General features: G+C 66.9%; 21 protein-coding genes and 1 riboswitch. Of the genes, 4 read left to right on the top strand and 17 right to left on the bottom strand.

The features are described from left to right. The first annotated feature begins 51 nt into the window (after nucleotides 1-51). Nucleotides 52-933, top strand: coding sequence for a hypothetical protein (locus AC13EK_RS11925; protein ID WP_069337097.1), 882 nt, complete (start codon nucleotides 52-54; stop codon nucleotides 931-933). Here AC13EK_RS11925 and AC13EK_RS11920 read toward each other — a convergent pair. The 8 genes from AC13EK_RS11920 to AC13EK_RS11885 all read right to left on the bottom strand — a co-directional run bounded on the left by AC13EK_RS11920 (nucleotide 890) and on the right by AC13EK_RS11885 (nucleotide 11,334). Further along, on the bottom strand, nucleotides 890-2,881 hold the full coding sequence (locus AC13EK_RS11920) for an ATP-binding protein (protein ID WP_069337094.1): 1,992 nt from the start codon (nucleotides 2,879-2,881) through the stop codon (nucleotides 890-892). The two genes, AC13EK_RS11925 and AC13EK_RS11920, sit on opposite strands and share 44 nt — an antisense overlap. 122 nt (nucleotides 2,882-3,003) lie before the next feature. Continuing rightward, the gene (spt, locus tag AC13EK_RS11915; protein WP_069337095.1) at nucleotides 3,004-4,236 is read right to left on the bottom strand and encodes a serine palmitoyltransferase; all 1,233 of its coding nucleotides are present in this window, start codon (nucleotides 4,234-4,236) and stop codon (nucleotides 3,004-3,006) included. A gap of 133 nt (nucleotides 4,237-4,369) precedes the next feature. After that, on the bottom strand, nucleotides 4,370-4,615 hold the full coding sequence (locus AC13EK_RS11910; protein WP_069337096.1) for an acyl carrier protein: 246 nt from the start codon (nucleotides 4,613-4,615) through the stop codon (nucleotides 4,370-4,372). 164 nt (nucleotides 4,616-4,779) lie between these two features. Beyond that, entirely contained in the window at nucleotides 4,780-5,058 is a 279-nt protein-coding gene (locus tag AC13EK_RS11905; RefSeq protein ID WP_004207936.1) for an ETC complex I subunit, read from the bottom strand. Between the two features lie 56 nt (nucleotides 5,059-5,114). Continuing rightward, nucleotides 5,115-7,565 (bottom strand): ATP-dependent helicase HrpB, encoded by a 2,451-nt coding sequence (gene hrpB, locus AC13EK_RS11900; protein WP_277788084.1) that lies wholly within the window; start codon nucleotides 7,563-7,565, stop codon nucleotides 5,115-5,117. A 118-nt stretch (nucleotides 7,566-7,683) separates the two neighbouring features. Beyond that, nucleotides 7,684-9,201 (bottom strand): arylsulfatase, encoded by a 1,518-nt coding sequence (locus AC13EK_RS11895; RefSeq protein WP_069337099.1) that lies wholly within the window; start codon nucleotides 9,199-9,201, stop codon nucleotides 7,684-7,686. 121 nt (nucleotides 9,202-9,322) lie between these two features. Continuing rightward, complete coding sequence (locus AC13EK_RS11890; RefSeq protein ID WP_010336303.1) at nucleotides 9,323-10,102, bottom strand: TSUP family transporter; 780 nt, start codon at nucleotides 10,100-10,102, stop codon at nucleotides 9,323-9,325. A 206-nt stretch (nucleotides 10,103-10,308) separates the two neighbouring features. Next, a complete protein-coding gene (locus AC13EK_RS11885) occupies nucleotides 10,309-11,334 on the bottom strand; it encodes a polyprenyl synthetase family protein (protein WP_004207933.1) in 1,026 nt (341 codons plus the stop codon). 161 nt (nucleotides 11,335-11,495) lie between these two features. On the opposite strand from AC13EK_RS11885, the gene AC13EK_RS11880 reads away from it, so the two are divergent. Further along, complete coding sequence (locus tag AC13EK_RS11880) at nucleotides 11,496-11,774, top strand: chorismate mutase (RefSeq protein WP_004207932.1); 279 nt, start codon at nucleotides 11,496-11,498, stop codon at nucleotides 11,772-11,774. Nucleotides 11,775-11,780: 6 nt separating this feature from the next. On the opposite strand, the gene AC13EK_RS11875 is transcribed toward AC13EK_RS11880, so the two are convergent. The 7 genes from AC13EK_RS11875 to AC13EK_RS11845 all read right to left on the bottom strand — a co-directional run bounded on the left by AC13EK_RS11875 (nucleotide 11,781) and on the right by AC13EK_RS11845 (nucleotide 18,030). Next, the gene (locus AC13EK_RS11875) at nucleotides 11,781-12,755 is read right to left on the bottom strand and encodes a cupin-like domain-containing protein (RefSeq protein ID WP_069337101.1); all 975 of its coding nucleotides are present in this window, start codon (nucleotides 12,753-12,755) and stop codon (nucleotides 11,781-11,783) included. Between the two features lie 72 nt (nucleotides 12,756-12,827). Next, complete coding sequence (locus AC13EK_RS11870) at nucleotides 12,828-13,730, bottom strand: DMT family transporter (protein ID WP_037517161.1); 903 nt, start codon at nucleotides 13,728-13,730, stop codon at nucleotides 12,828-12,830. Nucleotides 13,731-13,775: 45 nt separating this feature from the next. Further along, the gene (locus AC13EK_RS11865; protein WP_069337102.1) at nucleotides 13,776-15,236 is read right to left on the bottom strand and encodes a GntP family permease; all 1,461 of its coding nucleotides are present in this window, start codon (nucleotides 15,234-15,236) and stop codon (nucleotides 13,776-13,778) included. Then, nucleotides 15,229-16,263: a patatin-like phospholipase family protein gene (locus AC13EK_RS11860; protein ID WP_069337103.1), complete on the bottom strand. Its 1,035-nt coding sequence runs from the start codon at nucleotides 16,261-16,263 to the stop codon at nucleotides 15,229-15,231. The genes AC13EK_RS11865 and AC13EK_RS11860 overlap by 8 nt, the downstream gene beginning before the upstream one ends. A 107-nt stretch (nucleotides 16,264-16,370) precedes the next feature. Continuing rightward, entirely contained in the window at nucleotides 16,371-17,018 is a 648-nt protein-coding gene (locus AC13EK_RS11855; RefSeq protein WP_069337104.1) for a heme exporter protein CcmB, read from the bottom strand. Then, the gene (gene ccmA / locus AC13EK_RS11850; RefSeq protein ID WP_069337105.1) at nucleotides 17,009-17,626 is read right to left on the bottom strand and encodes a heme ABC exporter ATP-binding protein CcmA; all 618 of its coding nucleotides are present in this window, start codon (nucleotides 17,624-17,626) and stop codon (nucleotides 17,009-17,011) included. Before ccmA ends, AC13EK_RS11855 begins: the two co-directional genes overlap by 10 nt. Then, entirely contained in the window at nucleotides 17,623-18,030 is a 408-nt protein-coding gene (locus AC13EK_RS11845) for a metallopeptidase family protein (RefSeq protein ID WP_017501770.1), read from the bottom strand. The genes ccmA and AC13EK_RS11845 overlap by 4 nt, the downstream gene beginning before the upstream one ends. A 40-nt stretch (nucleotides 18,031-18,070) precedes the next feature. Here AC13EK_RS11845 and AC13EK_RS11840 point away from each other — a divergent pair, with 40 nt between their 5' ends. Beyond that, the gene (locus AC13EK_RS11840) at nucleotides 18,071-18,361 is read left to right on the top strand and encodes a 4a-hydroxytetrahydrobiopterin dehydratase (RefSeq protein WP_069337106.1); all 291 of its coding nucleotides are present in this window, start codon (nucleotides 18,071-18,073) and stop codon (nucleotides 18,359-18,361) included. Nucleotides 18,362-18,396: 35 nt separating this feature from the next. After that, nucleotides 18,397-18,505: riboswitch (SAM-I-IV-variant riboswitch) on the top strand. A 57-nt stretch (nucleotides 18,506-18,562) separates the two neighbouring features. Continuing rightward, on the top strand, nucleotides 18,563-19,609 hold the full coding sequence (locus AC13EK_RS11835; RefSeq protein WP_483022207.1) for a threonine aldolase family protein: 1,047 nt from the start codon (nucleotides 18,563-18,565) through the stop codon (nucleotides 19,607-19,609). Between the two features lie 30 nt (nucleotides 19,610-19,639). On the opposite strand, the gene AC13EK_RS11830 is transcribed toward AC13EK_RS11835, so the two are convergent. Next, nucleotides 19,640-20,137, bottom strand: a complete 498-nt coding sequence (locus AC13EK_RS11830) for a superantigen-like protein SSL4 (protein WP_277788083.1) — start codon at nucleotides 20,135-20,137, stop codon at nucleotides 19,640-19,642. Continuing rightward, on the bottom strand, nucleotides 20,134-22,467 hold the full coding sequence (locus tag AC13EK_RS11825) for a patatin-like protein (protein ID WP_069338180.1): 2,334 nt from the start codon (nucleotides 22,465-22,467) through the stop codon (nucleotides 20,134-20,136). The genes AC13EK_RS11830 and AC13EK_RS11825 overlap by 4 nt, the downstream gene beginning before the upstream one ends. Nucleotides 22,468-22,655: the final 188 nt, after the last annotated feature.

The following is a 22,655-nucleotide window of genomic DNA, read 5'->3' as shown; positions in this document are numbered from 1 at the left end:
TCCGCGCAAGATGCTTCCACCCGGCGGAATCAGGCTCTAAAGCGCTTGGCGATGACCAACAGCCTGTTCTCGCTCGTCGCTGCCGAACTGTCCGCGCCGGCCGATCCGCGCGCGGCCGCCATGGCGGGGGCGCTGGCGGCGAAATATCCCGGCGCGGCGCGGGCGGTGCTCTTCTACGGCTCCTGCCTGCGCGAGGCCAACCTCGACGGGCTCATGCTCGATTTCTACCTGATCGTCTCCGATTATGAGGCGGCCTATGGCAAGGGCTGGCTGGCGCGCGCCAACCGGGCGATCCCGCCCAATGTGTTTCCGTTCGAACATGGCGGCCTGATCGCCAAATATGCCGTGCTGTCGGAGGCCGACTTTGCCCGGCTGAACAGCATGAAGGCGGACAATGTCTCGGTCTGGGCGCGCTTTGCCCAGCCGTCCCGGCTGCTGTGGTCGGCGGACGATCTGGCGCGCCAGCGCGCACTGGCGGCGGTGGCGCAGGCCGCGCCGACCCTGTTGTCGCTCGCCCGGCCGATGGCGGATGGGCAGGGCGATGACCTGATCCTGCTGTGGAAGGCCGGCTTTACCCTCACCTATAACGCCGAATTGCGGGCGGAGAAGACGGGGCGCTCGCTCTCGATCGTCGATGCCGATCCCGATCGCTATCGCCGTTTCGGCGCGGCGGCGCTGGCCGAGGGGCTACCGCCGTCACCCGACCATGCGGACAAGGTCTGGCGCGGGCTGCAGCGGCGCGGCAAATATCTCTCGGTGGTGCGCCTCGCCAAGGCGAGCTTCACCTATGCCGGCGGGATCGATTATCTGGCGTGGAAGATCAACCGCCATGCCGGCACCGCAATCGAGATCAAGCCCTGGCAGCGGCGCTGGCCGCTGCTGGGCGCGGTCACTCTGCTGCCGCGGCTGTTCCTGGGTGGTTCGATCCGCTGAGCGCGTTCGAGAGTGCGAGGCCCAGGGCATTGAGCGTATAGGGCTTGCGCAGCACTTCATGCCCCCGGAAATCGTCGCTGTCGGTCGCGTCGCCGGTGAAGCCGGTGACGAACAGCACCGGTAGATGGCGCATATGGGCGGGCAGGGTGCGGATCATTTCCGGCCCGGTCATGTCGGGCATCAGCACGTCGCTCATGATCAGGCCGATATCGGCATTGTTGCTGAGCAGCTTGGCCGCCTTGCTGGGATGGTCGCAGGCGATCGGCAGATGGCCGAGTTCGGCCAGCGCCGCCATCGTCTGGTTCAGCACGCGCGGATCATCCTCCACCACCAGGATGCGGGTCGGGGGATGGAGCGTGTGCAGCTGCTCGCTCGCCGGGACCTCTGCCGCGGCCTCCTGCTCGGTCAGGATGCGGCGCGGCAGATAGATATGGACGCTGGTGCCGGTGCCCAGTTCGGATTCGATGCGGATTTCGCCCTGGCTCTGGCGCACGAAGCCGAAAATCTGGCTGAGGCCAAGGCCGGTGCCCTTGCCGACCGGCTTGGTGGTGAAGAAGGGCTCGAACACGCGGGCGGCGACCTCGGCCGTCATGCCGCAGCCATTGTCAGTGACGCTGACGGTGACATAGTCGCCGGCCGGGCATTCGCCGATCTGGTTCGCGGCAAGCTGGGCCTGGCCGGTCGAGATGGTCAGCTTGCCCCGGCCTTCCATCGCGTCGCGGGCGTTGACGCACAGGTTGAGGAGGGCATTTTCCATCTGATGCTGGTCGACGAAGATGCGCCAGCCGCTCGCCTTGTGGGCGAAGCTGACGATGATCTGGTCGCCGATCGTGCGATCGACCAAATCGGCCATGCCGCGCAGCAGGCTGTCGGGATCGACCGCATTGGGCAGCAGCGGTTCGGACCGGGCAAAGGCAAGCAGGCGGCGGGTCAGCGCGGCGGCGCGGTTGGCGCCCTCCATCGCATTGTCGAGATGATGGCCGGCCTCGGCCGGTTTCAGCCGCAGCTTGCGCTTGGCCAGTTCCAGCCCGCCAACGACCACCGCCAGCATATTGTTGAAGTCATGGGCGATGCCGCCGGTCAACTGGCCGACCGCGTCCATCTTCTGCATCTGGCGCAGATTATCCTCGGCGGCGGCGCGTTCGGCGGATTCGCGCTTCAACTGCTCATAGGCGTCCGACAATTCGCTGGTGCGGGCGGAAACGGCCTCTTCCAGCCGGTCGGCGCGTTCGGCCTCCATCTCCGCCATGCGGCGCGCGTTGCGCCGTTCGGTATAGGCCGCATTGACCAGCCACAGCGCGAACAGCACGCAGACCAGCAGAGCGAGGCCGACCATGCGCGACGTCTTGCCGACCAGTTCGGTGCGGTCGCCCGCCAGGCTGACGGCCAGGCTGCGTTCGCGCAACCGCGCATTTTCGGCCTGGATCACCAGGTCGATCAGCGCCGTCAGTCGCTTGATATCCTGCGATCGCCCGGCCTGATGGAATTGCGCCAGCGCGCCCATCTTCTGGTCATAGGTGGTACGCAGGCCGATTTCGCTCAGCGTCTTGCCGCGCTGTTCGAAGGCGGCCTGGAGCGCGCGGACATTGCCGCGCTGCCAGTCGGACTTGCGGGTGGCATAGGTCAGCGACTTGAGTTGGCTGGCGGCGGTACGCCACTGGTCCTGGAACAGGCGGCCGGTGTCGGGGTCGAGGCTGATGACATAGCGGGCCAGCGTCACTTCGGCGCGGGCGGTCTTGGCCTCGAAGGCGCGGGCGAGCGCCATGATTTCCCAGCTGCGCTGCTGTTCGGCGAGGGCGCGCTGATGATCGCGCGAGGCGCTGCTGGCGCTGTAGAGCAGGGCGCCGAGCGATCCGATCAGCAATATGCCAAGGACCAGGGGCATGTAGCGCCGCGCCGCGGCGCGCCAGCCCCGGTCCTGTTCATCGATCACTTCGCGTTCCGCCATATACCGTTACACTAACCGAACTATGTTAACCGCGCGAATATGCAGGTTAGATGGTTCCGCTGCTGTAGCAGATTCTATCGCAGGAAATACCCGGTCGATCGTCGGAGCGTCGAAAAGCGCGATCAGTTGATCGCGCCGGTGGCCTTGCCGGCGGCTTCGAACATGGCGATGATCTGTTCGACCTGCTCGTCGCTATGTTCGGCGCAGAGCGAGCAGCGCAGCAGGAAGGTGCCGGCCGGGGTTGCCGGCGGGCGCGCCATGTTGACGTAGAGGCCCAGCTCCAGCAGCGTCTGCCACATCGCCACCGCCTGCATCTGGTCGGTCAGGATGACGGCGATGATCGCCGATTGCGGCGTGGCGCTGCCCAGCTTGAAGCCGAGGTCGGTCAGGCCCTGGTGCAGGCGCTGGCTGTTCTTCCACAGATGGGCGCGCTTCTCGCCGGCGTGCATCAGCTTGCGGATGCTGGTCGCGGCGGTGGCGACGACGCTGGGCGGCAGCGATGCGGTGAAGACATAGGGACGGCAGACGAGGCGCAGGATTTCGAACTTGGGATGGTTCGAGACGCAGAAGCCACCGACGGTGCCGACCGACTTGGAGAAGGTGCCGACCACGAAGTCGATCTCGCCCTCGACGCCCTGTTCCTCGTATGCGCCACGGCCGTTGGAGCCGAAAAAGCCCATGCCATGGGCCTCGTCGCACAGGATCATGCAATTGGGGTGCTTGCGGATGGCGGCGACCATTTCGGGCAGCGGGGCGACGTCGCCCAGCATCGAATAGACGCCTTCCAGCACGACCAGCTTCAGCGCATCGGCGGGCAGGCGGCCGAGGCGCTTGTCCAGATCCTCGACGCTGTTGTGGCGGAAGCGGACGATCTCCGCATTGCCCATCGCGCAGCCGTCATAGATGGAGGCATGGCTGTCGGCGTCGAGCACGACATAATCGCCCTTGCCCGCGAGGGTGGAGATGATGCCCAGGTTAGCCTGATAGCCGGTCGAGAAGACCATGGCGCCCGACGTGCCGTAGAACTCCTTGAGCGCGTCCTCGACTTCCTTGTGGCCCTGATAGGTGCCGTTGAGGACGCGGCTGCCGGTGGTGCCGGCGCCGAACTCGTCCAGCGCCTTCTTGCCGGCTTCGACCACATCCGGGTCGAAGGTCATGCCCATATAATTATAGGTGCCGAGCAGGATGGTTTCCTTGCCCTTGATGATCGCGCGCGTGGGCGAGAGCACCTGGTCCATGACGATCGCATAGGGATCGCGCACGCCCGTCGCCAGCAGCGCCTCGCGCTCGTTGATCAGCGGATCGAACTTGGAGAAGAGATCGCGGGTTTCGGTGGCGATGGCGGCGTCGGTCATAATATCAATGATCCCAAACCCGTTCGTCCTGAGCGAAGTCGAAGGACGCTGCTGAGCGAAGGCGAAGCATGGAGCCTCGGCTCCGCTCGGCAATGGGCTTCGACTTCGCTCAGCCCGAACGGTAGTTAAAGTGTCAGGCGGCCTTGAGCTTGGCGACCGCGTCGAGCAGCTGGCCCACGGTCTCGATCTCGGCCTGCATGTTCATGGTGATGATGATGTCGAACTCGTCCTCGATGGCGGCGACGAAATCCATCACGGTCAGGCTGTCCCATTCCAGGTCGCCGGCAAAGGTGGTGGCTTCGGTCAGTTCGACGCCCTTCTTGTTGAAGGGGGCGATCTGCGCTGCGACGCTGTCGAAAATCTCGCTGCGATCGGTCATTATCTCTTCAATCTTTCCATGAAAGCACGGCTTTTGCCGCCTTGGCTTGCTCTTTGGCAAGCGAATAAGGCGTCAATCGGGCAGCATCTGGGGCAAAATGCCTTGTTCGCGGCGCGCCGTGTCGCGCCGCGCTCTGCTATTCCAGCCTCGAACGGGCTGAAGGATCAGCGGAAATTGTCGGCGTAGGCCTGAATTTTCAGCGTCTTGGGCGGGGTCGCGATGACGGTGTAGGCGATCTTCTCGCGCTCGGCATAGGCGACGGCGGCATCCTGCGAGGAGAAGCTGAGCTTCAACTGCTGCTTGGTGTCGCCCGAGCCGGCCCAGCCGGTCAGCGGATCGGCCTTCTTCGCTTCGGCGGGCGCATATTCCAGCACCCACTTGTGAGTCAGCGCCTTGCCGGACTGGAGGGCGTTCTTCTGGATCTGGTAAATGCGCGCGGTCATCGCGATGAAACTCCGTAAAATCGTCATTGTGCGTTGCACCAGCGGTCGCCGTGAAGTCAAGAGTTCCGGCGCGCGTCCGCATTTTTGGTGCGCAATGTGGCATTGGCGCTCGCCGGATCGTCGGGCCAGGGGTGGCGGGGATAGCGGCCGCGCATTTCCTTGGCCACGTCGCGCCAGTTGCCGGCCCAGAAGCCGGGCAGGTCGCGCGTCGTCTGGATCGGCCGGCCGGCGGGCGATGTCAGCGAGAGGACCAGCGGGATGCGCTGGTTGCCGACGGTCGGATGCTGCGACAGGCCGAACAGCGCCTGCACCCGCAATTCCACGCGCGGGCCGCCCTCGGCCGCATAGTCGATCGCATGGGTGGAACCGGCGGGCGAACGGAAATCGGGCGGGGCGAGCCGGTCGAGCTGCTGCTTGCCGTCCCAGCCGATCAGCGTTTCTAGGACGCCCGAAAGCTGCGACCGGTCGATGTCGGACAGGCGGCGTTTGCCCGCCAGCAGCGGCGGCAGCCAGTCGTCCAGCGTGTCGATTAGCGCCGCGTCGGACAGCGCCTCGATCCCGGCAAAGTCCGCCCGCATCCGCAGCGATTGCGCCGCCTCCGACCAGGGGAGGAGGGCAAGGCCGCCCTGCCGCACGCCATCGACCAATGCGGCGACCACGGCATCGGGGTCGGGCCGGTCATCGGAGCCAGAGGACAGGCGCACGGCACCCAGCCGACGCTCCCGCAGCGCCTCGATCCCGCCATTGGCAGGACGGAATTTCACCGTGCGATGCTCGGCGATGCGCTCGCCGAACAAAGCGATCACCTCCGCCTCGCCGATGGGGGCGGCCGACAGGATGCGCGCGCCTGCGGCGCTGCCTTGCACTTCGCCCACCGCCAGCCAGGCTTCGCTGGCCAATGGCGAGAGCGGATCGAGCCGGAAGCCGCGCCCGCCCACGCTGGCCCAGTCGGCGCCATCGGCCGACCGGCGCTTGGCGACGCGATCGGGAAAGGCGAGGGCGAGGCAGAGGCCGACATCGTGCAGTCCGCCCTCTGCGGCCGGGCGGCCATCGACCAGCCTGGCCCAGCGCTTGGCGAGGCCGCGCCCTGCTTCGGCCCGCTTGCCGCCCTCGCGGCGCCAGCGCTGGAGCCGCAGGGTGAGGTCGGTATCCTGCCCGCCCAGGCCGCGTTCGCCCAGCAATACCGCGATCTCGGCGGCAGTGCGGGCAAGGCCGCGTTCGCCGGCGCGCACCAGCATATGGGCGATGCGCGGCGCCAGCGGCAGGGTGGCGAGTGCCTTGCCATGGGCCGTGATGCGGCCGTCGGCGTCGAGCGCCTCCAGGGCGGTCAGTCGCTTGCGCGCCTCGGCCACGGCGGCGGCTGGCGGCGCGTCGAGCCAGCGCAGGCAGGCCGGATCGCTGACGCCCCACAGCGCGCAGTCGAGTAGCAGGCTGGACAGGTCGCTTTCCAATATTTCGGGCGGATCGAAGGGCGGCATGCCCGCGGTCGCCGCCGCTTCCCACAGGCGATAGGCGACGCCGGGCCGCTGGCGCGCGGCGCGGCCGGCACGCTGGGTCGCCGATGCCTGGCTGGCGCGCTCTGTGACGAGGCGGGTGACGCCGGCGGCGCGGTCATAGCGCGGGCGGCGAGCCAGGCCGGAGTCGACGACGATGCGCACGCCATCGATGGTCAGGCTGGTTTCGGCGATCGAGGTGGCAAGGATCACCTTGCGCCGCCCCTCGCGGGAGGGGCGGATGGCGGCGCGCTGGGCCGCCGGATCGAGCGAGCCGTGCAACATGTGGACCTCGAACGCGCCACCCTCGATCCGTTCGGCGGTGCGCTCGATTTCCCGGACGCCGGGCAGGAAGGCGAGCAGGTCGCCCTGCGTTTCTTCCTCCAGCGCGCGGCGGATGGCGGCGGCCATCTCATCCTCGATCCGCTTTTCGGTATGGCGGCCGATAGGACGCAACTCCAGCGGCTGGATCTTGCCCTCGCTCTCGATGACGGGCGCGCCATCGAGCAGGGTGGAGAAACGCGCGCCGTCGAGCGTGGCCGACATCGGCAGGATACGCAGGTCCGGGCGCAGCGCCGCCTGCGCATCGAGCGCCAGCGCCAGGCCGAAATCGCTGTCCAGGCTGCGCTCATGCACTTCGTCGAACAGCACGGCCGACACGCCGGCCAGTTCGGGATCATCCTGGATACGACGGACGAAAATGCCCTCGGTCAGTACCAGCAGGCGCGTCTTCGCGCTGACCTTGCTGTCCATCCGCGTCGCATAGCCGACCGTGCCGCCGGGCTGCTCGCCTAGCATCTCGGCAATGCGCTCGGCTGCGGCGCGGGCGGCGAGGCGGCGGGGGGAGAGTAGCAGCACCTGGCCGTCGCACCAAGGCTGGTCGAGCAGGGCGGGGGCCACCGCCGTCGTCTTGCCCGCGCCCGGCGGCGCCACCAGCACCGCATTGCTGCCGCGCGCCAGGGCAGCGAGCAGGTCGGGCAGGACGGCATGGATCGGCAGGGCGGGGGCGGTCATGATCCGCCCCCTCTCGCGCCAATCCAGGCAGAGCGCAAGGCGCGCCGGGCAGAAACGGCGATGCCCGAAGCCGTGCGGCTCCGGGCATTGCGTCTATTCCGGCGCTGGCGTGCGACGGTCAGTCGTGGCCCTTGCTCATGAACTGTTCGACTACGTTGGACATGTCGAAGCTCTTGCCGCCCTGGACTGGCGGATATTGGGCGAGCGTCGTCAGATGTTCCTTCATCAATTCGCCCAGTGGCCCGTTTTGCCACGCCACCTTCTGGATCAGATGGCCGTAGGAGTCGCTGTTGTCATAGCTTTCGAACGGATCCATGCGGATGTTGAAGACCATCGGCTTGGAGCGGCCGACCATGGTGCCGTAATAATCCTCGTTGGTCGAGAAATGCCATTTCCACGGCCCCATGCGCAACGCTGTGAGCTTCGATTCGTTATAGTGGAACACATGGTTCCGCGCCGAATCCTCGGCCTTGCCCGTCCAATAGTCGAGGTTGTTGACGCCATCGATATATTGGCTCTTCTCCTTGAGAACCTTCTCGTTCACGTCCGTCACGCCGGCGGCGACGGCGAGGGTGGTGAACATGTCCTGATGACACTGGATACCGTTCTTGAGCTGCATTGGCTCGATCACGCCGGGCCATTTGAGCATCGAGATGACACGGACGCCGCCTTCATAGGTGGTCATCTTCTCGCCGCGCCAGGGCGTGGTCGCGCCATGCGGCCAGGAGGAATGTTCCGGGCCATTGTCGGTCGAATACCAGACGATGGTATCCTCCTCCAGGCCGCTTTCCTTCAGCCAGTCGAGCACGATGCCGATATCATGGTCATGCTGGAGCATGCCCGAGCCGTGCAGGTCGGCGTCCGACGTGTATTTCTCCGCCGCATAGCGCCATTTGTCGTTGAGCCGGGTGTAGAGGTGCATGCGGCTGGTGTTGAGCCAGACGAAGAAGGGTTCGTCGGCATCCTTGGCCTTCTGCATGAACTCCAGCGCGGGCGGGATGAATTCCTTTTCGTCCACCTCGTGCATCCGTTCCTGGTGCAGCGGGCCGGTGTCGACGATCTTCTGCTTGCCGACCTTGCCGTAGCGCGGATCCTCGGTCGGATCATCGACATCGGTGGCCCAGCTGTGGATCACGCCGCGCGGCCCGAATTTCTTCATATAGGCTTCGACGCTGCCCGAATGGGCCTTGGCGAAATTCTGGTAATCGCGCTGCTCTTCCTCTTCCGACACGTTGAGATGGTAGAGATTGCCGAAAAACTCGTCGAAACCATGGTTGGTCGGCAGATGCTCGTTGCGATCGCCCAGATGGCTCTTGCCGAAATGGCCGGTGCGATAGCCCGCGCCTTTCATGACTTCGGCGAGGCAGGGGGAGGCCGGCTGGAGCCCGAGCAGATCGCCGGGCTGGCCCACCGTCACCATGCCCGAGCGGATCGGATATTGGCCGGTGATGAAGGCGGCGCGGCCGGCGGTGCAGGACTGCTGCGCATAATGATCGGTAAAGCGGATGCCGCCATAGCCGATGCTGTCGATATTGGGCGTGGTATAGCCCATCGTGCCCAGGCCATAGGCACTGACATTCTGCCAGCCGATATCGTCACCCCAGATGACCAGGATATTGGGTTTCTTCGTCGCCATGCCGAGTCTCCGACCATTATGGATCGGCGGAAGGCTAATGGCGGGCGGGCCGCGACGCTGCATGGGGATAATCCCGAGAAGCGGCGGGAACATCCCCGATGCCCGGAGAAGGGGCGGACGCCTAGCCGAACAGATAGATGTGGATCGGGTTCTTCGGATCGAGCAGCATCTTGGTCGTCAGCGCCAGCGACATGATGATGAGCAGCGGCTTGATCAGCTTCGAGCCGAACCGCATGGCGAGGTGCGATCCGATCTGGCCGCCGGTGATCGATCCGACCGCCATGGCGAGGCCGGCGATCCAGATGACATGGCCACCCGCGACCATGGTCAGCAATCCCGCGACATTGGAGGCGAAATTGGCCGCCTTGGTCTGGGCGGTGGCGCGCAGCAGCGACAGGCCGCCCAGCGCGATGAAGATGGTGGTGTAAAAGGCGCCGGCGCCGGGGCCGAAGAAGCCGTCATAGAAGCCGACCACGCCGATCATGCCGGACAGGCCCCACATGCCGACGCGGGCATGGCGATCGGCATCGCTGAGCTTGGGCGAGAAGGTGAAATAGGCGGCCATCGCGATCAGCAGCGCAGGCATCAGCCCGGCCAGGATCGACGGATCGACCCGTTGCAGCAGCCAAGCGCCGCCGATCGACCCGATGAAGGCGGCGATCACCGGCCCCTTGTAGGTCGCAAGATCCATATGGCCGCGCCGGGCATAGGCGACGCAGGCGCCGAAGGTGCCCAGGCAGCTCTGCAACTTGTTGGTCGCGACCGCCGGCACCGGCGGCACGCCGGCGGCGAGCAGCGCGGGCAGGGCAATGAGGCCGCCCCCGCCCGCCATCGCGTCGATGCAGCCGGCCATGAAGGCGGCGGCCATGAGGAAGGCGATGGTTTCGGGGGACAGGATCATGATATTTACCCCGTTCGGGCTGAGCGAAGTCGAAGCCCGCACCAGAGCGAAGCGAAGGAACTTCGCCTGCGGCTCAGTTTTGCCCTTCGACTTCGCTCAGGGCGAACGGATATTGGAAGGGGAAACGAGCAGAAGTGCCAGTCTCCTCAACTTATGGTCTGCCGCATTTTCCGAGTCAGCGGACCTCCGTCCGCTTTGAAAATGCTTCAATACGCCCGTGCTATCGCGAATTCGACCGCTTCGGTAAGGGCCGCTTTGGCCTTGCCGGCATCGAACATGCCCAGCGCATCGATCGCGCGCTGGCCATAATGGCGGGCGCGGGCCAGCGTGTCGGCGATTGCGCCGGTCTGGCGCAGCAGCTGCGTGGCGTGGGCCAGATCCTCGTCGCTGATGCGATGGCCCGAGATCGCGGCCTTCCAGAAGGCCTTGTCCTCGTCCGACCCGCGCGCATAGGCCAGGATCACCGGCAAGGTGACCTTGCCGTCGCGGAAATCGTCGCCGGCATCCTTGCCCATGGTCGCGCCGTCCGATTCATAGTCGATCGCGTCGTCGATCAGCTGGAAGGCGATGCCAAGGTTGCGGCCATAGACGTCGAGCGCATGCTCTTCCGCTTCGCTGCGGTCGGCGACCACGGCGGAAATGCGGCAGGCGGCGGCGAACAGGGCGGCGGTCTTGGCGCCGATGATGTCGAGATATTGTTCTTCGCTGGTGTCGATCTTGCGCTGGGCGGTCAGCTGGTTGACCTCGCCCTCGGCGATGATCGCCGATGCGCCCGACAGGATCTTGAGCACCTTGAGCGACTCGGCCTCGACCATCAGCTCGAACGAGCGGGAGAAGAGGAAGTCGCCGACCAGCACGGAGGCGCTGTTGCCCCAGATGATGTTGGCGGTCTTGCGGCCGCGGCGCAGGCCCGATCCGTCGACGACATCGTCATGCAGCAGCGTGGCAGTGTGGATGAACTCGACCGATGCGGCCAGCTTGTAATGGCGCGATCCGGCATAGCCGACCAGGTCGGCGCAGGCGAGTGTCAGCATCGGCCGCAGCCGCTTGCCGCCGCCGGCGATCAAATGACCGGCCAGTTCCGGGATCAGCGGGATGCGCGACTGCATCCGGTCCAGGATCACGCTGTTCACCTGGTTCATGCCATCGGCGACGAGCGCCATGATGGGAGCGAGCGAAGGGGCGCTGGTGCGGCCGATCGGGTGGACGTTGCCGGGGGAGGATGCAGTCATGACAAGCGTCCTCTGGCGGGGCAAAAAGCAGATGGCAAGCGGGAATAGCTTGCCTGCGCGGCGCAATGGCGCAAAAAGCGCGCCGGACGATTGATTGACGCATCGCAGTAACGGAAAAGCCACGCCTTTTCCCGCCGCGGTGCCGCTGTGGAGAATGCCAGGTGGACGAGACTTTGAAGCGCTATCGCGAGAGCATCGACAATATCGACGCGGCGCTTGTCTTCATGCTGGCGGAACGGTTCAAGGTCACCCAGGCGGTGGGCGAATATAAGGCGACCCACGATCTGCCGCCGGCCGATCCGGGCCGCGAGGAACGCCAGATTTCGCGCCTGCGCCAGCTCGCGCTCGACGCCAATCTCGACCCCGACTTCACCGAGAAGTTCCTGCGCTTCATCATCGATGAAGTGATCCGCCATCATGAGCGGCTGCGGGAAGGATAAGAGGCTTTAATCCTTCGGATAATTTTCATGGCCCGCATTGGGCCAGTGGAAATGCGTGTAGGTCAGCATGGTCGAGAAGCTTTCCGACCGGACCTGATGCCACCAGCCGATCGGGATGAAGAGCAGGTCGCCCGGCGTCATGCGCACTTCGTAGCGCAGCAGGTCGCGGGCGCGCGGATAGCGGGCGAGCCGCGCCGGGTCGGTCAGGTCGCCGACATCGCTGAAGACATGGCGGTTATGCGCCAGCCGATGGGTCTGTGACGGCGGCACCAGGATGACATGCTTGGTGCCGGTCACCTGTGCCAGCAGATTGTTGGTGAGGTCGAAATGGAGCGGGGTGAAGGCGCCCGCGCCGCCGATCCAGAGCATGCCGGGCGTCGGCGCCAGATAGGCGTCGGGATGGCCAAGGTCGGCCTGTAGCGGGGCGAGGGCCGGGCCATTGGCCGCGCTGTTATAGGCGGTCAGATAGGCGTCATTGCCGCCATCGCGCACCAGATCGATGAACTGGCGAAAGGGCGCGCGGCGCTTGTGCCGGTCCTTGGCCAGCTCATAGTCGGCGGCCTGTGCGCGGCTGCCCTGATATTCGATTTCCGCCGCGCCAATGGCATCGGCCAGATAGTCCGGCGTCCATTTCGCGCGGGCGGGCCAGCCCTCCATCGCCCCCTTGATCAGGACCGGCCGGCCGGGCGCGTAGAAATTGTGGAGGAAATCCTCGCCCGACAGCGCGTCGGCGGTCAGCAGGCCGGAGGCATAGGGCGACAGGGCGCGCTGCTGCTCCATGACATTCAGCAGCCAGTCGCGCCGCTTGAGCGCGAGCGCGCTGTCGTCGCGCGGCGCGGGCGCAGGCTTGAGCGGCACATGGGGCACGGCATTGGCGGACGGTGCGTTAAAGCCGACCTGGCGTAGGGTCATCTGCATCTGCATGTCCGCCGCCTGCGACAGGAGCGACGGAAGCGGCGGGGTGCGGCCGGATTTGCTCATGACCCGCCCTAGCGCGCGATCATGACCGCCATGTTGCAGGATGTGACGAACCTGTGACGGCGCGGTGGCGGTTCAGGCTGGCTCCACCACCTCGGTCCGCTTGGGCTGCGACCGGCCCAGCAGCACGCCGCCCAACGCCAGCGCGAAGCCGGCGATCTGCACCGGGCCGAGCTTCTCGCCGAACAGCAGCCAGGCCTCGACCGCGGCGAGCGGCGGCACCAGCAGCAACAGCATCGACATGCGCGTCGGTCCTTGGGTCCGCACCAGCCAGACCAGCAGCGACAGGCCGGCCGCCGACAGGCCGAGCACCGACCAACTGAGGCCGATCCACATCATTGGGCTATTGTCCCAGCGCCATTCGCCCACGATCAGGGTGGCGGCGATCGCCACCAGCGCGCCGCCGGCATTCTGCACCGCGCCCGACACCCAGATCGGATCGCCGCCGATCGTGCCGCGCTGGATTAGCGTGCCGCCGGTCATCGCCAGCACCGCGACGATGCCGCCGATCGCGGGAATGAGCGTGATCGCGCCCGCGCCCGACTTGGCGATCGCCGGCATCAGCACGCAGCCGACACCCAGGATGGCGATGGCAAGGCCGCTCCAGGCGCGCGCGGGCAAGCGCTCGCCCAGGATCGCGACGCTGGCGACCGCCACCATCAGCGGCTGTGTCGCGCCCAGCAGCGACATGATGCCGGCCGGCATGCCATGGCTGACCGCCCACCAGCTGAGCGTGAGGTAAAGGCCGTGCAGCATCGCGCCAGCCGCCAGATGCAGCCCCAATCGCCGGCCGCGCGGCCAGGGCTGACGCCCATGCAGCGCCAGCGCACCCAGCAGCAATGCGGTCAGGCACAGGCGCGCGGCCAGGATCAGCTCGGGCGCGCCATGGGGCACCATCGCGCGGGCGACGATGAAGCCGGTGGACCAGATCAGGACGAACAACAGGGATGCGATAATACCGAACATGGCGCAGCCCATGGCCGATGCGCGCGCGCCTGTCGACCCGGCCAAGGGGCGAAGGGATCAGAAGCTGCCCATCGTCGACCCGATCAGGATGACGGCGACCAGTGCCGCAAGCGAGCTGACGATGCCGGCCATGGCGATATCCAGATAGGATTCGCGGTGGGTAACGCCGCTCAGCGCCAGCAGGGTGACGATCGCGCCATTATGCGGCAATATGTCGAGCGTGCCGGACCCGATCACCGCGACCCGGTGCATGATGGCGGGATCGGTGCCGGTCTGCGCCGCAATCTCCATATAGGTCGGCCCCAGCGCCTCCAGCGCGATGGTGAGCCCGCCCGATGCCGATCCGGTGAGCGCGGCGAGCAGGTTGGTCGCCACCGCCAGCGACACCAGCGGCCCGCCGCCGATGCCCAGCACCCAGTCGCGGATCATGTGGAAGGCGGGCAGCGCGGCGATCACCGCGCCGAAGCCGACCAGGCTCGCCACGCTGATGATCGGCAGCACGGCGGCGTTGGCGCCCGAATCGATGCTGTCGCGCAGGCTGGTCAGGCGGCCCCGGTTGCACAGGATGATGGCGAGCGTGGCGATCATCAGCGCCGCCGTCACCGACCATATGCCCGCAACCGCGCCCAGGCTGGTGCTGCCCCATAAAGGCTCCGCCAGGAAGGGCGCGTCCCAGGTCGGGAACAGCCAGAGCGAGAGGACGAGGTTGCAACCGATCATCACCCCGATCGGCAGGAAGGCGATGGCGAGCGAGGGGCGGTCGTCGGTGGGTGCCCCTTTGTCCATCTCTGCGGGGTCGAAGGTGGAGGCCGTCGTCGTATGCTCGCGCATCCGCGCGCTGTCGACCGGCGCGGCGGGGGAGAGGCTCGGGTCATAGCCCTCCTGCCGGGCGGCGGCCGCTGCCTGTGCCCGCAACAGCCAGCCCAGGCCCACCGCCAGCATGATGATCGCGGCGATCAGGCCCAGGCCCGGCGCGGCATAGATGGAGGTGCCGAAGAAGGGCATGGGAATGACATTCTGGATAGCCGGCGTGCCGGGCAGGGCGGTCATGGTGAAGGTCGATGTGCCAAGGATGATGGTCGCGGGCACCAGCCGCCGGGGGATGTTGCCGGCGCGGAACAGCGCCTGCGCCATCGGTACCAGCACGAAGAAGGCGACGAACAGGCTGACCCCGCCATAGGTCAGGATCGCGCCGGCCAGCACCACCGCCATGATCGCGCGGCCGGACCCCAGCCAGCCGATCATGGCATCGGCAATGGTGCGCACCGATCCGCTGTCGTTCATCAGCTTGGCGAAGATCGCGCCGAGCAGGAAGAGCGGGAAAAACTGGGCGAGGAAGCCGGCGGCGGCGACCATGAAGATCTGGGTCCAGCTCGCCAGCATCGGATAGCCCGAAAAGCTGGCGGCGATCATCGCCAGCGCCGGGGCGAGGAACAGGACGCTCCAGCCGCGATAGGCCATGGCGATCAGCGCGCCGAGCGCGACCAATATGCCTAGGAAGCTCAATGCCTCAGACATGGGCGAGCAGCGCGTCGATATCGAGCGTCGAGTCCCGGCCGATCGCCTGGCCATGCTCCTTCAGGAAATCGTCCGCAGCCTTGCGCCCGATCTTCTTGAGCTTCCACAGGAACGCCCATTCGGCGTTCAGCTTGGACGAATGGCCGAATTGCAGCATGTCGGCGCTGGCGATGCGGTGGATGCGCATCTTCGCCCATTTCTCGCCCTCGCCATGGCCGGGGTCGGCAACCTGGCGCAGCAGCGCCATCATCCGGATTTCCTGCAACAGCACGGCGTTGAAGGAAATCTCGTTCAACCGGCTGGCAATGTCGCGCGCGGCGTAGAGGTCGGTGGCGCGCTCGACCGGGTTCACCTGGATCAGGATGGTGTCGTCCGAATCGCAGTCGCGCACCAGCGGCGTCAGCGTCGGATTGCCCGAATAGCCGCCGTCCCAATAGGCCTCGCCATCGATCTCGACCGCGTGGAACATGGTCGGCAGGCAGGCGGAGGCGAGCAGCACGTCGGGGGTGATCTCCGCATTGCGGAACACGCGGGCCTGGCCGGTGCGCACGCTGGTCGCGGTGATGAACAGGCGGATCGGGCTGGCGGCGAGATGATCGAAATCGACGCATTCGTTGAGGATGTCGGTCAGCGGATTGAAGCCGCCCGGATTGAGATCATAGGGCGAGCAGAGCCGCGCCATCAGGTCCATGCCGACATAGAGCGGCGAATAATCGAGCGTCCAGCGGCCGAGCGCTATGTCGAGCGGGCTGCGGCGGAACGGGCTGAACATCGCCCCGTCCGACACCTTGCTCCAGAAGCGGGTGAGGGCGCGGCGGGCGCCCGGCGCGCCGCCATGGGCATAGCCGCTGGCCAGCACGGCCGCGTTCATCGCCCCGGCCGACGTGCCCGATATGCCGTCGATCCGCAGCCAGGGTTCCTCCAGCAAGCGGTCGAGCACGCCCCAGGTGAAGGCGCCATGGGCGCCGCCGCCCTGCAGGGCCAGGTCGATCAGGCGGCTTTGCGGCTCGGCAGTCGGATCGGGCATCGGGTACCTCGCGCTTGGCGGGCATGGCCCGCTGTCGGAGTTTGTTGCGATGCAGCATGGGACCATTGCGGCCCGCCAATGTCAACGCCTTGCGCGTTGCACAAACCTCATTCCCGGCCCGCGCGGATCGCCGCGCCACCCGCGATCGGCGTGATCGCGACCAGCAGCAGCGAGGCGGCGCCGAGGAACTTGAACGCGGCGCCGCTGCCATCGCCCAAAGTGCCCGCGCCAAAGATCAGCAGCGGCACCGCCAGCGGCAGGGCGAGCAGGCCCGCCAGCGCGCCCGACGAGCGCAGTCCGGTGGTCAGCGTCGCCACCAGCAGGCCGAGCGCGGCCAGCGCGGGCGTGCCGATCAGCAGCCCGGCCTCCAGCGTCAGGATCGTCGCGCCATCCAGCTTCAGCAGCGCGGCGGCGGGCAGGGCAGCGATCATCAGCGGTGGGCCGAAACCCAGCCAATGGGCGATCAGCCGGGCGATCACCACCATCTCCTCGCTGATGCCGCGCAGCGCGATCTGGTCCAGGATGCCGGCGTCGCGATCGGGCGCGACCAGCCGATCAACCGGCAGCAGGCTGGCGAGCAGCGCCGCGATCCACAGCATGCCGCCACCGGTGCGGGCGAGCAGGGCGGCGTCGGGTCCGACCGCAAAGGGATAGAGGCTGGCGACCAGCAGCAGGAAGGCGACCGGTAGCCACAGTCCGGCCGAGCGCCAGGCCTGTCCCAGGTCGCGGGCGACGAGCAGGGCGATCAGTCGCATGACGCCTCCTGCGCCGGGTCGGGCACATGGGCAGCCATGGCGATCCGCACCGGATCGGTCAGCGGCAAAGGTTGGTGCGAGGCGGCGACGACGATGCCGCCCGTCGCCAGATGATCGGCCACCGCGGCGCCAAGCAGCGCGACCGACGCATCGTCCAGGCCATTGGCCGGTTCGTCGAGCAGCCAGATATCCGCGCCGCTGGCGATCACGCGGGCGAGCATGGCGCGCTTGCGCTGGCCGGTGGAAAGCATGCGCACCGGCACGTCGCGCAAGGGGGCGAGCGCCATGGCGTGGAGCGCGCGGTCGAGCGCGGCCGCATCCACCCGATCGAGCCGTGCCCAGAAGCCGAGTGCGCGGTGGAGCGGCAATTCCATGTCGAGCGCCAGCCGCTCGTCGGCCAGCGCGACGCCGCCCTGGCGGTCGATGGTTCCGGCGTAGGCGGGCAGCAGTCCGGCGCACTGGCGCAGCAGGCTCGACTTGCCGATGCCGTTGGCGCCGTGCAGCAAGGCGCTGCCGCCGGCCGCCAGCACCAGGTCGACGCCGGCAAAGAGCAGGCGTCCGCCGCGCAGACAGGCCAGGCCCGACAGGCGCAGCGCCGCGCCGCTCATGGGGCGACCATATCCTCCAGCACATGCATGTCGATGTCCGACAGGCCGAAATGATGGCCGACCTCATGCACCACGACATGGGTGATGAGCGCTTCGAGCGGCACGCCGGTTTCGACCCATTCGTCGAGCAGCGGGCGGCGGAAAAGATGCACGGTCGGCGGCAGGTCGCCGGTCTGCGCCTCCTGCCCGAAGGGACGGCCGCTATAGAGGCCGGTCAGGCCGAACGGGTCGTCAATCTCCATCTCCTTCAGGATATCGGCGTCGGCAAAATCCTCCACCAGCATCACGACATTGGAGAGATAGGAACGGAAGGGCTCGGGCAGGCGGCTCAGGGCCTCCAGCGCGAGTGTCTCGATTTCCTGTGGGGTAGGGGCGAAGCGGAACGATTGACCAGTGTCAGGCATGGCTGTCACATAGGCGAAAGAAATAACGCAGGATAGAGAAATGCTTGCCAGACTGAACGAAACGGAACGGGCGATCGCGCTGGCGGATTTGCCCGAATGGACGGCGGTCGCCGAACCGGACGGGATTGCGCGCAGCTTCACCTTTCCCGACTTCGTCGCCGCCTTCGGCTTCATGACGCGCGTCGCGCTGCTGGCGGAAAAGGCGGACCATCATCCCGAATGGTCGAACGTCTATAATCGGGTCGAAATCACGCTCACCACCCATGATGCCGGCGGTCTGTCGCAGCGAGACGTCGATCTGGCGAAGGGGATAGAGGCGCTGCTGCGCTGATGCTTGACGCGGCATCGCCCGGCCGATAATCGCCCCGGCAACATCAAGAGTCGGGCCAACGTCCGACACCAACCTGCTCCCCGAGCAAGGTGGTGCCTTTCGAAAGAGGGGGATGTGGCCGGACCGGCAATCCAACGGGACATGCAGCCACGACGACGTTGATCCGATGCTTGGTCACACACCAGCAGACGGAAGCATGACGTGCCCATATCCACACAGCAATTTGCCAGCGACAATTATGCCGGGGCCTGCCCCGAGGCGCTCGAAGCGATGCTCGCGGCGAACAGCGGATCGGCAACGGCCTATGGCGAGGATGAATGGACGCAGCGCGCGGCCGACAATTTCCGCACCCTGTTCGGCGGCGATGCGGAGGTGTTCTTCGTCTTTAACGGCACGGCCGCCAATTCGCTGGCGCTCGCGGCGCTGTGCCAATCCTATCATAGCGTGATCTGTTCGGCGGCCGCCCATGTCGAGACCGACGAATGCGGCGCGCCCGAATTCTTCTCCAACGGGTCGAAGCTGCTTGCCGCGCCCTCGGCCGACGGCAAGCTGACGCCCGACGCGATCCGCCAACTCGCGACCAGCCGGTCCGACATCCATTTTCCCAAGCCGCGCGTCGTCACCATCACCCAGCCGACCGAGACCGGCCTTGTCTACACTGTCGAGGAAGTGCGCGCGATTTCTGCCGTGTGCCGCGAACTGGGGCTGAAACTGCATATGGACGGCGCGCGCTTCGCCCATGCCTGCGCCAGCCTCGGCTGCGATCCGGCGGAGATCAGCTGGAAGGCGGGCGTCGACATGCTCTGCTTTGGCGGCACCAAGAATGGCATGGCCGTGGGCGAGGCGGTGATCTTCTTCGATCGCGCGCTGGCGCAGGATTTCGACTATCGCTGCAAGCAGGCGGGACAACTGGCGTCGAAGATGCGCTTCCTGTCGGCGCCGTGGATCGGCCTGCTGGAAAGCGGCGCCTGGCTGCGCAACGCCCGCCATGGCAATGATTGCGCGCGCCGGCTGGCGGCGGCGATCGCCGACCTGCCCGATGTCAGCCCGATCTTCCCGGTGGAGGCCAATGCGCTGTTCCTGTCGGCCCCCGCGCCAGTGCTGGACGCGCTGCGCGCGCGCGGCTGGCGCTTCTACACCTTCATCGGCGGCGGCGCGCGATTCATGTTTGCCTGGGATGCGCAGGTGGAGCGGGTCGACGAACTGGCCCGCGACATCAGGGAAGCCTGTCTGGCGGTCGCCGCCTGACCGGATGGCGCTAGTGCGGGCGAGGCGGCCTCAGGGTTCCTCGCCCTCGATCCGGGCGTCATAGCTGCTCAGCGCGCTGATGACGTCCGGCATCTTTTCGTAGCGCTTGCGCAGCAAGGCCAGCTTCGCGTCGGTGCCGGAGCAGAGTTCGGCGACGCTTTCCTCGATATAGGCGCGCCGTTCCGCATCATAGGGTTCCTCGCCGCGGAAATGGTCGCAGCTGTCGCGATCGACCATGAAGGCGGTGACTTCGCGCGGGAAGGGGGCGGGCTGGGCCGCATTGCTCGACGGCGGCAGGTCGAGCGAATTGGTCGGGCCGGGCGGGCCGACGGTGACGATCGGCGCCGGGCGCGAGGGCAGGACGGCGGGGGGCGCGGGCGGCGGCGGATCGGGCTGGATGACGGCAACGGCCACCTGCTGCGGCGTGCTGGCCGGGGCGGCCTGTGCGCTGTCATCGGACGAGCCCTTGCAGCCGGTGACGAGCACCAGCGCCAGCATCATCGGAAACAGCTTCAAACGCCCCTTCACCCGATTTCCTCCCGCAGTCCGGCGATCAGATCCGCAACATGCGGCAAGCGCGACTCTTCCTCGTCGAGGATCGCCAGAAACGCCGCCCGCCTATAGTTGCGCAACGCCCCTTCGGGAAGACGGGTTGGGGCAGGAATTGCGGAAATTACGATATCCAGCAGGCGCTCCACCCCATGGAGCCTGCCCCACAGATAGTCATTCTCCCGATAAACCCGGCTGAAGAAGGCACCAAAATTGTTGAATTCTATGCCTTTTAGCGTGGCGTTGGCGCCGCCGGCGCGGATGGCGGTGCAATCTTCGGGCGAAATCCGGTCGACCTTGATCGGATCATATTCATCGACAGCGTCACCCTGAAGCAACGGTAAGGTCGCGATGTCGGAGAAGGGGAAGCCGAGATAGGCCAGCAACATGGTGCGGCGCCCCGCCTTGGGCAGGTTGGCGAGCGCCTCGGCCAGCAGCATGTCGGCGGCTTCGTCGCGGGCACGCAGGTCACGCGCCTGCGCCATCGCCTCCAGCGCGGCACCGGCGTCGGTCGGCACCTGCGCCGCGGCGGCGCGGACATGGTCATTGTAGAAATCATTGCCCTCGCATTCGGTATAGAGGGCGAGCGCGCGATAGATGGCGTCGTGCATCGCCTGCACCGCTTCGCTGTCGGCATCGGCCTCCAGTTCCAGCGTCTCGGCCAGCCGCCGGGCCAGGAAACGCAGGCGGCGGATGCGGAAGGCCAGGTCATGGGTGCGGAAGAACAGGACGGGCGCGGCGGCGGAGCCGGCATCCTCGGTCAACTGGTCGGCGCCGATCGCGCGCACCTGCCTCCAGATCGCCTGGCGATAGGCTTCGCGCATCATCGGCGCATCCTCGCCGCTCAGCTGGAACAGGCGCGCGGCCAGATCCTCGACGATGCCCGACAGTTTGAGATGGGCATAGGCAGGGAAGGCGAATCCGGCCGATGCGGCGGCACGCTGCTGCGCCTTGCCGCGCCAGGCCGACAGGCGCGCCGGCGTCGGCCGGTCGAGGAAGAGCATGCGGCCGATCGCGCCCTCCACCTCCGCCTCGATACCGGGGCGCAGCGCCTGGATGATCCGGCCCATGCGGCGGATGCGGGCGGAATGGCGGTCGATCGCCTCCAGATTGTCGCGGATCGGCTGTTCGCGCGGAATGTCCGACAGCGCGCCGAAGATGGTGCGGAAAAAGCCGGGCAGCGGCGCATTCTCGCCGATCGGCGCTGCTTCCTCCTCGCCCTCGCGGTTGAGGTGGATCGACCGGTGGCCGGGCTTGGGATCGATATAGACGAAACGGCGATCGACCTCGCGCCGCGACGGCCGGTTCTTGAGCGCGCCGATCGCCTGGGCAAAGGGGGCGTTGGCCAGCACCGATCCGTCGATCAGCACCGCGTCCTCCGCCTCGTCCCGTGCTGCCCGGCGGGGCAGAACGCGCGCCAGAAAGGCGTCGCGGCTGGGCCAGGCGCGGTGGCGGCGCTTCAATACCCGGTCGAGCTCGCGCACGGTGAAGGGCGGGAAGGCGCCGGGGAAGCTGGCGGTGGCGCGCGCGGCAAAGACCAGTTCGGCCGGATCGGCAAAGCCGCTGGCACTGCCGCCCCGGCCGCGAAAGCCGATCGACAGCCGATGTTCGGTCTCGATCACCTGGGGCGGGCTGTTGAGGCTCAGGCTCTGCACATGGCCGTCGAAATCGGTGACGGTGACGAACAGGTCGAGCGGATGGCCGTCGGGCAGCAGCGACGGGCCGGCCGGCGTCGCCGCCATCGCGTCGAACGCGTCGAGCAGCATGGTCGAGAATATTTCCCCGCCAAAGGGCGGCTCGAACCAGCGCGAGCGGATGAAGCGCGATAATTTCATCCGCACCTCTTCGCGCGTGTCGGGCGCCACCGTGCGCTCGACCGCGTCGCCGGGGCGGCGCGCGGCCATCCATACCAGCGGCGTCGCCCAGAATTTGGTCAGCGCGCGGGCGGGGCGGGCATCGGGATCGAGCAGTTCGTCGACATCGGCATTGTCGAGCCACAGCGCAGTGAGTGGCTCCAGCGACTGGCCGGTCTCGATCGCCTGGGCAAGAAAGATGCCGTTGATCCCGCCCGCGCTGGCGCCGGCGATGATGTCGGGCAGGATGCGCAGCCGCGTGCCGCTCGCTGCCTCGATATCGGCGAGCAGCCGATGATAGACCGCCTCGCTCGCCCCCTGCGGCGCGGTGCCGTCATGAAAGGCCCGGCTTGCCCGCGTCAGGTGCCAGATTTCCTTGGTGATGCCGTGCATGTAGACGGCCAGGCTGATCCCGCCATAACAGACGAGCGCGAGGCGTAATTCCTTCTCCCTCATGGGGATAGGGATCGCAAAGCCAGGCCGCCTTGTCGAGAGGCGGAATGTCCCACCCCCTGTCCGAAAGCGGGAAGGGGGGATGGCGGGGTGGGTGGCTAAGCAACGGCCTGTTTTCCACCGTCATCCCCGCGCAGGCGGGGATCCATCTCCACAGCGTCGGACCAGATGCAAGGTCAGGGGATGGATTC

This window comes from Sphingobium sp. L-44 (assembly GCF_056859495.1).
This window is presented reverse-complemented; position numbering and strand designations above follow the sequence as displayed.

What these genes read in the sequence shown, in the direction of transcription:
- spt (WP_069337095.1), bottom strand. Translation starts at nt 4,236, where the DNA reads ATGACCGACGCCGCCATCGCCACCGAAACCCGCGATCTCTTCTCCAAG.
- AC13EK_RS11860 (WP_069337103.1), bottom strand. Translation starts at nt 16,263, where the DNA reads ATGCCCGATCCGACTGCCGAGCCGCAAAGCCGCCTGATCGACCTGGCC.
- AC13EK_RS11855 (WP_069337104.1), bottom strand. Translation starts at nt 17,018, where the DNA reads ATGCGACTGATCGCCCTGCTCGTCGCCCGCGACCTGGGACAGGCCTGG.
- AC13EK_RS11895 (WP_069337099.1), bottom strand. Translation starts at nt 9,201, where the DNA reads ATGGCGACGAAGAAACCCAATATCCTGGTCATCTGGGGTGACGATATC.
- AC13EK_RS11885 (WP_004207933.1), bottom strand. Translation starts at nt 11,334, where the DNA reads ATGACTGCATCCTCCCCCGGCAACGTCCACCCGATCGGCCGCACCAGC.
- AC13EK_RS11925 (WP_069337097.1), top strand. Translation starts at nt 52, where the DNA reads ATGACCAACAGCCTGTTCTCGCTCGTCGCTGCCGAACTGTCCGCGCCG.
- AC13EK_RS11920 (WP_069337094.1), bottom strand. Translation starts at nt 2,881, where the DNA reads ATGGCGGAACGCGAAGTGATCGATGAACAGGACCGGGGCTGGCGCGCC.
- AC13EK_RS11910 (WP_069337096.1), bottom strand. Translation starts at nt 4,615, where the DNA reads ATGACCGATCGCAGCGAGATTTTCGACAGCGTCGCAGCGCAGATCGCC.
- AC13EK_RS11865 (WP_069337102.1), bottom strand. Translation starts at nt 15,236, where the DNA reads ATGTCTGAGGCATTGAGCTTCCTAGGCATATTGGTCGCGCTCGGCGCG.
- AC13EK_RS11840 (WP_069337106.1), top strand. Translation starts at nt 18,071, where the DNA reads ATGCTTGCCAGACTGAACGAAACGGAACGGGCGATCGCGCTGGCGGAT.
- AC13EK_RS11905 (WP_004207936.1), bottom strand. Translation starts at nt 5,058, where the DNA reads ATGACCGCGCGCATTTACCAGATCCAGAAGAACGCCCTCCAGTCCGGC.
- AC13EK_RS11870 (WP_037517161.1), bottom strand. Translation starts at nt 13,730, where the DNA reads ATGGGCTGCGCCATGTTCGGTATTATCGCATCCCTGTTGTTCGTCCTG.
- AC13EK_RS11890 (WP_010336303.1), bottom strand. Translation starts at nt 10,102, where the DNA reads ATGATCCTGTCCCCCGAAACCATCGCCTTCCTCATGGCCGCCGCCTTC.
- AC13EK_RS11845 (WP_017501770.1), bottom strand. Translation starts at nt 18,030, where the DNA reads ATGCCTGACACTGGTCAATCGTTCCGCTTCGCCCCTACCCCACAGGAA.
- ccmA (WP_069337105.1), bottom strand. Translation starts at nt 17,626, where the DNA reads ATGAGCGGCGCGGCGCTGCGCCTGTCGGGCCTGGCCTGTCTGCGCGGC.
- AC13EK_RS11825 (WP_069338180.1), bottom strand. Translation starts at nt 22,467, where the DNA reads ATGAGGGAGAAGGAATTACGCCTCGCGCTCGTCTGTTATGGCGGGATC.
- hrpB (WP_277788084.1), bottom strand. Translation starts at nt 7,565, where the DNA reads ATGACCGCCCCCGCCCTGCCGATCCATGCCGTCCTGCCCGACCTGCTC.
- AC13EK_RS11875 (WP_069337101.1), bottom strand. Translation starts at nt 12,755, where the DNA reads ATGAGCAAATCCGGCCGCACCCCGCCGCTTCCGTCGCTCCTGTCGCAG.